We start from the raw sequence: 11,352 nt of genomic DNA, 5'->3' as shown, positions 1-11,352 counted from the left end.
AGTAAGGACACAACACCCGCACGTAGTTGCGATACTGCACCGTCTTCGCCAGCTTGTGCTTCAAGTGAGTATTTTTTAGCTGCAGGCATTACTGCACTGCGAATAAACTCAGGCCATAACGCTTCGTTGCTTTCATCTTTAAAGGTATTTTTTTGTGATACCAAATAGCCCAGTGCTGTATTTGCAACACGAGGGTGATCATCGCTCACAAAGACTTCTAAGGTTTGCATTAACTTAGCCGCCGATATTACACCCGCATCAAGTAGTGCATCAGTGGCAGAGAGCAGCGCTAAACGCTCACGATCATTAAGTGCTTGCGGAGCATGTTTTATAAGTGAATCAAACTGCGCATCGTCCATTACCCAGCGGTAATAACCTATCGCCCCCTCATCGGGATAAATCCACTGAGGCTCAAAATCAAGTGTTAGGGTTTGGCTTTGCTTGTTGAGTAAAATACTGGCTGTTTTTACTTTATCGCCAGCGCCATATTTTATCCCAACAGGGACATTCCAAAGTTGTGCGGGTGCATCTACACCAGCATTAGCAAAGCGACTTTGCGATATAGTAATTTTTTTACCGTCTTGTTTTACATCTACAAGCGGAAAAGAAGACTGTTCAATAAATGATTTTAAAACACTCGCAACATCTTTATTAGAAGCTTTACCTAGTGCTTCCCATAAATCAGCTGCTTCGGCGTTTTTATACGAGAATTTTTTTAAGTAACTTTGAATCCCTTTTTGGAATGCGTCTTCACCAATCCAGTTTTCAACCATAGCCAGTACTGCGCTGCCTTTACTGTAGGCAAGCCCTAAACCATCCATAATATCGGCTTCGGTTTTAATTGGTTTACGAATAGGCTTAGTGCTTAAGCGAGCATCTAATGCCATTACGTTGTTTTGTGGTAAATCAAGGTGAGATTCAAATTCTGGATTAAGCTGCTTAGTAATCTTTGCCGCCATCCAGCTGGCAAATGCTTCGTTTAACCATAAGTCGTTCCACCACTTCATGGTAACTAAGTTACCGTACCATTGATGGGCAAGCTCGTGAGCAATAATCGACACATTACGCTGTTTTTTACTGCGTGTAGCAGCTGCTAAATCAACCAGTAATATATCTTCGCGGTAGGTTACTAGGCCTGAGTTTTCCATTGCGCCAAAAGGAAACTCGGGTACTGCTACCGAGTCGAGCTTTTTATAAATATAAGGAATACCAAAATACGCCTCAAGTGCAGCAAGTACTTTTGGCATGTTCTCTTTTGCGTAATCAGCTAAATGAATTTTACCCTGCGGGGTAATAACACGCCCTGGAATTGGCATGTCTTTTATTTCAAGCTCTTCAAAAGGGCCCACGGCCATAGCCACTAAATAAGAAGGAATAGGTGGCGTTTTATCAAAGTAATGCGTTGTCATCTCGCCGTTAACTGTGGTTTTAAGCTCTGGCGTATTGGCATAAACCTTTTGAGATGTTGGCGCTGTAATCGTCAACTGAAACGGTATTTTATAACTTGGTTCATCAAATACAGGAAATGCACGGCGTGCATCATTCATTTCAAACTGAGTAAATAAATAAGGTGTACCTTGATCAATTGTTTTGTATAAGCCTACACTTTGGCGATTATACGGCGCCGAAAAATCTATTTTTAGGGTGTACTTACCCGGTTGAATTTGCTCATCACAGCTAAATTTTACTTTTTCTATTTTTAGCATTTCGTTATTTAAGTCGCAGTTTTCATCGCCTAGTAACTGCGCCATTTTAACAGCGTAAGCCACGCCGTTAAGTTCAATGTAATGAGTGGGTTTTAACACTTCTAGGGCTATTTCTGTCATCCCTGTAAAGGTGTCTTGGCTTGGGTCGAGTGTTAACGACACCTTTTGTGAACTTGGTTTAGCAAGCTTTTCGATAACGAATTCGTTAGCGTTGGCAGTAGTCATTGCTAAAGCAACACTTACTGTTAATAGGCTTTTTAAAAACATAGTGATCCCTAGATTGTTGTTGTTAGAAACTGACTCAAACAGGCATTTCTATGCCCTTAAAAATTGAGATTTAGATATCCTAGCAGTTTTTTTTATGAGAGTAATTTAATAAAGTGGCTGCTTGGATTTAAAATAGTAACAAATAGTGTCAGTGGCTCTGGCGCTGCTTAAAGCGCTGCCAATGCAGCTGTGGGTTAATGGTGCGAATTTGCTGTATTACGTTGTTTAGTAAGGCGGTATCGTCAAATTTATCATTGGGGTATTCGTTAAACCCCATTAAATAATTAAAGGCGTCTTTTGAATTAGCCTGTAATGCGTAAATACGTACTTGTTGCTCAAAATTAAGCCGTAGGCTGCTTATAGCGGTTTTCATACCGAGTTGATCAACAGTGGGAATGGCACATTTTTGCAAATAACCCGCACGTTCACCTTCACCAGTAAACCAAATGCGTACTTTTTCGCTGTAACGGCCAGACTTAGCCGGTAAATCAAACAACAAACGTGTGTGATTATGTGCTTTAACAAAGGCAATAAAGTCGTTAAGCCCTGCATCAACTAAGGCTTGATGCACCGGAACCAAGCGCGCTTTTATTTTTCCATTAGTATGAAAATTAAAACATAAAATGCCATTTTTAAGCTCAAGATCGTCAAGCGTTAAGCAGCCAATTTCATCGCTATATGCGCCACTGTAATAGGCAATTAAAGGCAACCAAAAATGCCAATGCTTTGCTTGCTCTCTTGCTACTTTAAAATCGCCATAAATATAGCCGTTATAAAGCGTATGCAGTTCCATTACTGAAAAAGGGCGGCGGCCAAGATGGGTTTTCAACGTAATCCCTTGAAATTAATGACATGTTATATTTTATACTTAAAACAGATAAACATGCGAGTATCGATTTTAGTATTTATGTTTTTAGCTACAAAACAAAAACACCCACTTAAAAAGCAGGTGTTGTATTCACTATTTAATTTATAGTGGCAGTTATTCGCTAAGTGCGCGTGCTAAGCCAACAGGCTCTATTTCTACACACACTTGGTCGTCATTCCAATTTAAACCAACTAATGCGCTGTCTTCGTTTAAATCTTCTACCCACTCATCTAAAAATTCATCTAAATTAATTTCTACAGGCGTAAATTCTTGCCACTCTTCTTTACACTGGGCTTTTGCTGCGTCTTCGCTTTCCCATAAAAGCAGTACATCCGTTTCGGCAAACTGGTTAGATTCGCACACTACAAAGCCGCCGTCGTCGCCACCTAACGCCCACACTTGCTCGCTTAAACGTACTTTTTCTACAAAGCTAACTAGTTGTGATTCAATTTCAATATCGCTCATGTGTTTACCTTATTTGTTTAGAGTCTGGGATCGGTGCTTACTGCAGCTTGACGCGTGCCATAGTCGTTATAAAAACTGACTAAAGCAGCGTGTTGGCTAAAGTCTGTTAATTCACGAAAGCAAATCCAATCAAGTAGGCAGTATAAACTGATGTTAAGGCATTCACAGCCTTTAAATTCATCATCGTTTAAATGACTATTTAAATAGCTTAATGTTTCAGCAATTCGTTCGTTTTGCAGATTAAAAAATAATTTATCGTCGCTAGTATCAAATCCTGAGCGTCTGCTAAGTGCTAATTCTACTAACGAGTCGTTACAGGCGTTGATAATATTAAGTAGGTGCTCTTGCGACCAGCTTAGTGGTGTTTTACCAGCCTTGGCGATAAGGTAACGTAAAATAATGGTTGAATCGCTTAGCGTTAAATCACCATCAATTAAAACCGGTATTTTTCTTCCTGGGTTGTTACTGGCTAAGGTAGGGCGGTCTTGCTCAGAAAAAATATCTAGGTTTACTAGCGCTAAGTCAACATTGTTTTGTGCTGCCCACATTCTTACTCTGCGCGCAAATGGAGAAGGGTTAGATCCTATAAGTTTCATAATTGCTCCTAAAAAAAGCCGCATAAGCGGCTTTTTGTGTTGCGATAAGTCAACGTTATTCTGAGCGGCTTGTCACTTCTAGTAAGTGATAGCCAAACTGTGTTTGTACAGGGCCTTGTACTTGATTAATTGGCGCTGAAAATACAACTTTATCAAACTCAGGTACCATCATACCTGGGCCAAACTCGCCAAGTGCTCCGCCGTCTTGACCAGAAGGACAGTTTGAATATGTTTTTGCAAGCTCTGCAAAGTCTTCGCCTTGTTCAATCTTAGCTTTTAAATCTAAGCACTCTGCTTCGCTGTCTACTAAAATGTGCCTTGCACTTGCCACTGCCATAAAATCTCCTGTTTAAAGTTGGTGTATTTAACCATTAAAGCCAGTCTAGTTAGTTTTCACTCGCAGTACCAGTATAAACTTAATTGATGAGTAGCGTATTTTCAATTGCATCAATTAATTCTTTTGAATTAGGAGCTACTTTACTGTTAAAGCGTTTAATTGTTTTGCGATCAGCTGAAACTAAATATTTATAAAAGTTCCAGTTAGGTGAGCTGGTTTGCGCATTTAAGTGTTTAAATATTGGATTTGCATCACTGCCGCGAACTTCGCTGGTAGTAAACATAGTAAACGTAACGCCGTAATTAATAAAACACACTTTTGCTATGTCTTTTTCATCGTTTTCTTCTTGAAAAAAATCATCAGATGGAAAACCTAATACCACTAAACCTTTGTCTTTGTATTGTTGGTGTACTTTTTCAAGGCCTTCAAATTGAGATGTAAAACCACAATTGCTTGCTGTATTTACAATGAGCAAAGGGCGGTTTTTAAATTGGCATAAGTTTAAGGATTCTTTTGAGCGCAGCTTACGTATCTCTACATTTGTAAAGTCTTCACATTGTTGCTGCTGTTGTTTGCTGGGTAACGTGTCATTTGCTTGGGCAGCTAAGCTCGTAATAAAAATACTGAGCCCTAGTATCGTTTTTTTTAACATACTCAACGCCTAAATTTATAATTGTTTGACTAGTCTATCTTACGCTAATATGCACAAAAGTGATCAACAATATTAAGCTGTTATGACTACACGTTTAGCCACTATAGAAGATTTACCTGCCATTGTCGCAATATACAACGAAACGATCGCCTCGCGTATGGTGACCGCCGATACCGAAGAAGTATCGGTACAGAGCAAACGTGAGTGGTTTAATAGCCACACCGATAAACGGCCTATTTATGTTTATTGCGAAAATGATCAAGTACTTGCTTGGCTAAGTTATAAATCGTTTTATGGGCGCCCCGCATACGATGGCACCGTCGAAATGAGCATTTATATTACCAAAGCGGCGCAAGGTAAAGGACTTGGCAAAAAGCTGATGGAGTTTGCCCAAATAGAGGCTAAACAGCTAGGAATTGATGTATTGCTTGGTTTTATATTTAGCCACAACTTACCAAGTATTAAGTTATTCAAGCACTTTGGTTTTAGCGTATGGGGTGAGTTGCCTCATATCGCGGTAATGGATAACACGCGCTACAGTTTAACAATATTCGGTAAGCATCTACCAAAATAGTTGTGGAGCTTATCGGTAAAAAAATCAAAATTAAGTCTAACAACCTATACCAACTAAGAAATTATAGGCTACGCTATTAACATATAAAGTGTTTACGATAGTGTGGCTTAATGAGTCGAAAAATTTTAATTGTAGATAGCAGCAGTGTTATCGCAATGAGAGTGAAAGTTTTACTAGAATTGATAGGTTGTGAGGCTGAGCTCGTTCATTACTCTATGATTGATTTATACTCTAACACCAGCCAGTATGACTTGGTAATTGGTGCTTACGGAGTGCCGTGTGAAGTAATAAAGTCGTTAGCTCAAAAAATCTCACAAGACCGCTGTGTATTACTTGCCCCTAAAGCCGAAAGCGGTGAGCAACTTAGCGCATTTAGCGAGCTTAATAAGCTAGTCCCAGATGCAACGGTTATTTATCCGTTTTTTTCAAATAAAGAAATTACCTCATTACTCGAAAACCTCTTAGAGCTTGGCTCTAGCCACGTTTTAAAACTCCCCACTATTTTACTTGTTGATCATATGCCTGAGCGCCTTGAAAAAATGAAAAGTAATTTAGTCGGGGCGCATATCAAAACGCTAACCGCAACCAGCGCAACCGAAGCGGTGGCAGTGGCTAATGAAAACAGTATAGATATTTTAATTAGCGATTTTAGCTTTGAAGATGGCACCGGTTTAAAAATTTTTTCTGCTATTAAAATGTCTCAGCCAGATTGCCGATGCTTATTGTTTACCGCACGCCCTGAGCAAGTTTCAATGATTGAGGCAATTCGTAAAGGGGTCGAAGATGTTTTAATAAAGCCTCTAACCGATAGCGTACTGCTGCAATCGGTACATAAATTGTGGCAAACAGAGCTTTTAAAACGCCGTAACGCTGAGCTAGTTGAGCGTTTACAAGATACCGTTGATGCATTAATCGAAAAAGACAGCCTACTACAAGTTATTTATAAAAATACCCCTGACGCCATTATGCTATTTGAGCGTAGCGGCAAAGTAATAGAAGCAAACGATGCCTGCTTAAGGCTGTTTAAGCTGCCCTTTGACAAACTCGCGGGTTTTTCGGTATTTGAATTTTTAGATGAGGAATCAAGTGCTGAAATAAAAAATAAAATCAGCACACTCAATCGTAACCGCCAATTTAGTAGCGACCTACGTTTGCAAAAAACAGACGGCGGGTATATTCCGCTAGTTGGTTCGTTTAACGAAATAGACCACCATGGCGAAATTGCGTTAGCGGTTATATTTAAAAATGTAACTCACTTAAAACAAAAAGAAGAATTACTCCTTGAAGCCAAAGACCTACTTGAGGAGCAAGTGCGAGCTCGTACTTCGCAGCTAGAGCATGCTAAAAATGTGGCCGAAGCTGCCAATTTAAGCAAATCGGAATTTTTGGCTAACATGTCGCACGAGTTACGCACCCCTATGCACTCTATATTAAGCTTTTCTCGATTTGGTTTGAGTAAGTTAGAAGCGGGCGATTTTGCTAAAGATAAACTCTTAAAATATTTATCCCGTATTGAAAGCAGCGGCGAGCGTTTACTGTCGTTATTAAACAACTTACTTGATTTATCTAAATTGGATGTAGGGAAATTTCCATTTAACCCACGTCCATACAATATAGAAAGCATTATAAAAACCAGTATTGATGATGTCTCTGGTACGGCTATGGAAAAAGAGATTGAAATTGTTTTTTCAAAACCCGGGCCAGTGGTTGTGCAGTGTGATGAAGAGCAAATTAATCAGCTATTGCGCAATGTTTTAGGTAACGCACTTAAATTTAGCGAACCTAAAAGTCGTATTGAAGTGAACTTAATGGCTGATCAAAGCAGCGCCATTATTGATGTAATAGACAATGGAATAGGTATACCTGAGGATGAATTAGAGCACGTGTTTACTAAATTTGTACAAAGCAGCAAAACGAACAGTGGCGCTGGTGGTACTGGTTTAGGGCTTGCGCTTTGTAGAGAGTTTGTAGCACTTCATCAAGGCGAAATTACGGCAAGTAATAATAGCGATGGTGGTGCAACAATTAGGATTCAGGTACCCCTAGAAATAGATTTAGATGAGCATTTAGCCGATGATAAGCTAGCAGTGCAAGATAGCTAATTATATGTGTAAGTAATGTTTAAATGATATTTAATTGGATGATGAAAATATGGCCTTAACTAAAATTCTTGCTGTAGATGATGAACCTTTCAACCTTGAAATTATTGAAGAAATTTTAGAAGATCTTGATTTCGAATTACAAGTTGCCACAAGCGGCCCTGAGTGTTTAGCCATGGTTGAAGGCTACATGCCCCAAGTTATTTTACTTGATGTAAGTATGCCGCAAATGAATGGCTACGAAGTGTGTAAAGCATTAAAGGCGAATCCGAATACCGCGCATATAATTGTTATGTTTGTTTCCGCTAGAGGAACGGTTGAAGAGCGTATGGAAGGTTACTCAGTAGGTGCTGAGGATTACATTGTAAAACCGTTTGGGCATGATGAGCTTAAATCAAAACTTAAAAACTTAAACCAAGTATTAATAGAAAAACAAAGCCTTGAAAAACAAGTAGAAGATGCAACATCTACGGCATTTAACGCTATGGCAAACAGTAGCGAAATGGGACAAATAGTTAACTACATTGAAAACATTGGTTTTATTAATAATCCGCAAGATTTAGGTAAAGCCTTAATAGACTGCTTACAAACGTTTGACCTACAAAGTAATGTTGAATTTAGACATGGCGATACAATAGAGCACTTTGCCCTTAATGGAGTGTGTTCGCCGATTGTAATTGAGCTGTTTGATATGCTTAAAAACAAAGGTCGCTTACATGAGTTTTCTCACCGAATATTAGTTAACTACGAGATGATAAGCTTATTAATTCTGAATATGCCAGATCACGACCCAGATAAACACGGGCGTATTCGTGACCACGTTTGCTTTATTGTCAGTGTGACTGAGCAGCAGTTACGTGCAATTATGACCAAGCAAATGCTTGAGTCGCAGCAGCAAAAGCTAAATGATGTAGCCAGCACAGTGCATAGTAAGTTTCATGGCTTAATTGGGTTACTAAACGAAAACCGCGAAAGTAACGAAAAAGTATTCAAGCAATTACAAGAAGACTTAGAAGTGCGCATACCCACAATGGGGTTAGATGAAGACCAAGAGGTGTTTATTTATAAAAAAGTGGACGAAACTATTCAAAATTCAATTGCCAGAGAAGAGTCGGTTAAACAAGTTAAAGCCGCCTTTGCTGAAATTGAACAAGACTTATCTTTGTTACTTAAAAAATAAACCTTTCACAATAAGGCTCACCTGAGTGATTTACGCATCACGAGGTAAGCCTTTTTCGACAATTCTAATTAGGCGCTGTGTTTTACGAAGTTGTTCTCGTTGTTTATTATTTTGTTGCTCAAGCGCCCACTCTATATGCTCTTTTACTAGCTGCGAGCTAGACTCATGTTTGCTTTCTAAAGCGTTAATAATGCTAGGGCTAAAATCGGCATTGCCTAAACCCACCGCTAAATTACGCAACCAACGTTCGTGTCCAATACGGCGAATAGGGCTGCCTTCGGTATTTTTTAAAAAAGTAGGTTCGTCCCAGTCAAATAGCTCAAGTAAGTCTTTGTTTTTTAATTGCGTACGGGGATGAAAGTCTTGCTCATCGGTAATTTGACCATAACGGTTCCATGGGCAAACCAATTGGCAATCGTCGCAGCCATAAACTCGGTTCCCCAATAATGCACGGTATTGCTCAGGTATAGGGCCTTGGTGCTCAATGGTTAAGTACGAAATACATTTGCGTGCATCTACCACATACGGCTCTACAATTGCGCCTGTTGGGCAAAGCGTAATGCAAGCTACACATTTTCCGCAGCCTTCAAACGTGTTTTCATTATCTATTGGCAGGGGTAAATCAACAAAAAGCTCACCTAAAAAAAACCACGACCCAGCTTCTTGGTTTATTAATAAAGAGTGTTTACCTCGCCAGCCCAATCCCGCTTTTTCAGCAAGCTGGCGCTCAAGCACAGGCGCAGAGTCTACAAATGGCCTAAAACCGTAATCGCCAATTTCTTGCTCTATTTTTTGGCCCAGCTTTTTTAGTCGGTTGCGCATTAATTTGTGATAGTCACGCCCTAATGCGTAGCGGCTAATATAGGCTTTTTCGGTGTTTTTTAGTGTTTTGGCAAAACTAGCATCAGGGGGCAGGTAGTTCATTTTTACCGAAATAACCCGCTGGGTGCCAGGGACTAGTTCAGCAGGGCGAGCGCGCTTCATGCCATGGGCTGCCATATAATCCATAGAGCCATGGTAGCCCGCATCTAACCAGCGCTGTAATTGTGCTTCGTGTTTAGATAGGTCTATATCGGTAATACCCACCTCACTAAAGCCGAGTTCTTGGCCCCAGGCTTTAATATTTTTGGCTAGCTGTTGATAGTTAGGGGTTGAGTTACTCACACACATTACACACTTAAATAATTAGCTGCGTAATTTACCATATTTATAAAGCGCTGTTGAATGTTGCCAGTTAAAATATTAATGCAATATAGCGCTCGGCTTTTGTTTTGTAGTCGCTTATTGCACAAAGCGCTTTAATTGCTGTTGTGTTTGCTGGCTAAGTGAATGTGATTGCTGGCTATTACTTAGTGCATGATCAATAGCGCTTTTAGCTTGCTCGCCTAAGGTAACAATTTGCTCTACCGATTGGTGAGTGTGCTGCTGCGCTTGCTCTAGCGTATGCACCGCATCCGCTATTTGCTGTAGCTGCTGTTGGTTTTGTTCAAACTCACCTAGCATTGTTTTAAACCCTTCAGAGGTATTACTAATGGCGCTTTGTGCGGTACTTGAGTGGCTAATTAACTGCTCACTTTCTTGGTTGGTTTCGTTAACCAGTTCATTCATTTGGTTAATAAAGTCGCTTATTTGTCGGGTTGCGCCACTTACTTTTACCGATAATGTACGTACTTCATCAGCAACAACCGCAAATCCTCTGCCAGCTTCACCAGCGCGTGCCGCTTCAATGGCAGCGTTTAGTGCCAGTAAATTAGTTTGATCCGAAAACTCCTCAACCATTTTTAAAATGCTGCGAATGTTTTCGCTGTTTTCCTTAAGGCCAGACACCGTTTTAGAAAATCTTTGCAGCAAAGTACCAATAAGCGACACTTTATCAACTAAGCTTGCAAGCTCTTGCGACGAAAGCTTAACAAAGTCTAAGTGCTCGCTGTTAACGCTATGCACGCTGTCGGTATTGCTCACTATGCCCTCTAAGCTTTGCACTATTTGGTTACTCGCATTAATAATATTGTGGCTTAGCTGAGTTTGCTGCTCACTTAACTGCTGTGTATTTTGCATAGCGGTATTTACATCAACATTACTTTGCTCGCTGGCTTTAGCGCTGGCGTGAGTTGTACTTAGTAAATCACTTAAGTGGTTAGTAAATAAGTTATATTGCGTACTTAGTTCTTTAAATTCGTCAAAAGAAAATTGCGGTAAGTTGGCGGCTAAATTAGCCTCTTGCTGGTTTATGTTTACTAAAGTGTCGCACATAGCTTTTACAGGGCGCACTATTAAATAGCGCATATAAAAAATAGTAAAGGCAAAGCCCGCTACAATAACCAAGGTTAACAACCAAAATGCGCTAGTGCTGTGCTGCTCGCTTAAGCTTTGATATAACCAAAATAAGGTAATGGCCTGAAACAAAAAAACAAAGCTTAAGTTGCCCACTATTTTACGCGTAAGCGTATAAAAAAATGTTTGCTCAATATAATTATAAAATTGCATTACACCACTCATTTTTTGCTTACCCATCTAGGGCGTGTTGACCTTTGATGGTTGAATTTGCAGCAGTATGTTTGGCTTTTAGGCAAGGCAGAGCCTATGAAGTGTGGTTATTCCCCATAAA

General features: G+C 39.9%; 11 protein-coding genes. 3 read left to right on the top strand and 8 right to left on the bottom strand.

Translation table 11 applies throughout. The annotated features are described in order from the left end of the window. The 6 genes from B2R65_RS10025 to B2R65_RS10000 all read right to left on the bottom strand — a co-directional run. The coding region (locus B2R65_RS10025) for a M1 family metallopeptidase (RefSeq protein ID WP_286742270.1) at positions 1 to 1,973 on the bottom strand (1,973 nt) is incomplete at its 3' end. 148 nt (positions 1,974 to 2,121) lie between these two features. Further along, on the bottom strand, positions 2,122 to 2,802 hold the full coding sequence (locus B2R65_RS10020; RefSeq protein ID WP_286742268.1) for a site-specific integrase: 681 nt from the start codon (positions 2,800 to 2,802) through the stop codon (positions 2,122 to 2,124). 153 nt (positions 2,803 to 2,955) lie between these two features. Then, positions 2,956 to 3,306 (bottom strand): DUF2750 domain-containing protein, encoded by a 351-nt coding sequence (locus B2R65_RS10015; protein WP_004589430.1) that lies wholly within the window; start codon positions 3,304 to 3,306, stop codon positions 2,956 to 2,958. 17 nt (positions 3,307 to 3,323) lie between these two features. Continuing rightward, complete coding sequence (locus B2R65_RS10010; RefSeq protein ID WP_024033292.1) at positions 3,324 to 3,902, bottom strand: glutathione S-transferase family protein; 579 nt, start codon at positions 3,900 to 3,902, stop codon at positions 3,324 to 3,326. A gap of 55 nt (positions 3,903 to 3,957) precedes the next feature. After that, the gene (locus B2R65_RS10005) at positions 3,958 to 4,239 is read right to left on the bottom strand and encodes a peptidylprolyl isomerase (RefSeq protein WP_004589432.1); all 282 of its coding nucleotides are present in this window, start codon (positions 4,237 to 4,239) and stop codon (positions 3,958 to 3,960) included. A 79-nt stretch (positions 4,240 to 4,318) separates the two neighbouring features. Then, positions 4,319 to 4,891, bottom strand: coding sequence for a glutathione peroxidase (locus tag B2R65_RS10000; RefSeq protein WP_004589433.1), 573 nt, complete (start codon positions 4,889 to 4,891; stop codon positions 4,319 to 4,321). A gap of 82 nt (positions 4,892 to 4,973) precedes the next feature. Here B2R65_RS10000 and B2R65_RS09995 point away from each other — a divergent pair, with 82 nt between their 5' ends. The 3 genes from B2R65_RS09995 to B2R65_RS09985 all read left to right on the top strand — a co-directional run bounded on the left by B2R65_RS09995 (position 4,974) and on the right by B2R65_RS09985 (position 8,744). After that, positions 4,974 to 5,465 carry a GNAT family N-acetyltransferase gene (locus B2R65_RS09995; protein WP_004589434.1) on the top strand — a complete coding sequence of 164 codons (492 nt, stop codon included), beginning with the start codon at positions 4,974 to 4,976 and terminating at the stop codon, positions 5,463 to 5,465. 110 nt (positions 5,466 to 5,575) lie between these two features. Then, positions 5,576 to 7,567, top strand: a complete 1,992-nt coding sequence (locus B2R65_RS09990; RefSeq protein WP_286742264.1) for a sensor histidine kinase — start codon at positions 5,576 to 5,578, stop codon at positions 7,565 to 7,567. A 49-nt stretch (positions 7,568 to 7,616) separates the two neighbouring features. After that, positions 7,617 to 8,744: a response regulator gene (locus B2R65_RS09985; protein ID WP_024033288.1), complete on the top strand. Its 1,128-nt coding sequence runs from the start codon at positions 7,617 to 7,619 to the stop codon at positions 8,742 to 8,744. 30 nt (positions 8,745 to 8,774) lie between these two features. On the opposite strand, the gene queG is transcribed toward B2R65_RS09985, so the two are convergent. Both queG and B2R65_RS09975 read right to left on the bottom strand, forming a co-directional pair. After that, complete coding sequence (gene queG / locus B2R65_RS09980) at positions 8,775 to 9,908, bottom strand: tRNA epoxyqueuosine(34) reductase QueG (RefSeq protein WP_054982668.1); 1,134 nt, start codon at positions 9,906 to 9,908, stop codon at positions 8,775 to 8,777. A 117-nt stretch (positions 9,909 to 10,025) separates the two neighbouring features. Beyond that, entirely contained in the window at positions 10,026 to 11,243 is a 1,218-nt protein-coding gene (locus B2R65_RS09975; protein WP_286742345.1) for a methyl-accepting chemotaxis protein, read from the bottom strand. Positions 11,244 to 11,352 lie beyond the last annotated feature (109 nt).

This window comes from Pseudoalteromonas sp. UBA2102 (assembly GCF_002331165.1).
Lineage (GTDB): Bacteria > Pseudomonadota > Gammaproteobacteria > Enterobacterales > Alteromonadaceae > Pseudoalteromonas > Pseudoalteromonas atlantica.
Note: the sequence above shows the minus strand (reverse complement) of the source record. Positions and strands in the feature narration are given on the sequence as shown.

Bases quoted from the DNA above. Each gene is read 5' to 3' on its own strand.
- B2R65_RS10015 (WP_004589430.1), bottom strand. From the start codon at position 3,306: ATGAGCGATATTGAAATTGAATCACAACTAGTTAGCTTTGTAGAAAAA.
- B2R65_RS10010 (WP_024033292.1), bottom strand. From the start codon at position 3,902: ATGAAACTTATAGGATCTAACCCTTCTCCATTTGCGCGCAGAGTAAGA.
- B2R65_RS10005 (WP_004589432.1), bottom strand. From the start codon at position 4,239: ATGGCAGTGGCAAGTGCAAGGCACATTTTAGTAGACAGCGAAGCAGAG.
- B2R65_RS10000 (WP_004589433.1), bottom strand. From the start codon at position 4,891: ATGTTAAAAAAAACGATACTAGGGCTCAGTATTTTTATTACGAGCTTA.
- B2R65_RS09995 (WP_004589434.1), top strand. From the start codon at position 4,974: ATGACTACACGTTTAGCCACTATAGAAGATTTACCTGCCATTGTCGCA.
- B2R65_RS09990 (WP_286742264.1), top strand. From the start codon at position 5,576: ATGAGTCGAAAAATTTTAATTGTAGATAGCAGCAGTGTTATCGCAATG.
- B2R65_RS09985 (WP_024033288.1), top strand. From the start codon at position 7,617: ATGGCCTTAACTAAAATTCTTGCTGTAGATGATGAACCTTTCAACCTT.
- B2R65_RS09975 (WP_286742345.1), bottom strand. From the start codon at position 11,243: ATGAGTGGTGTAATGCAATTTTATAATTATATTGAGCAAACATTTTTT.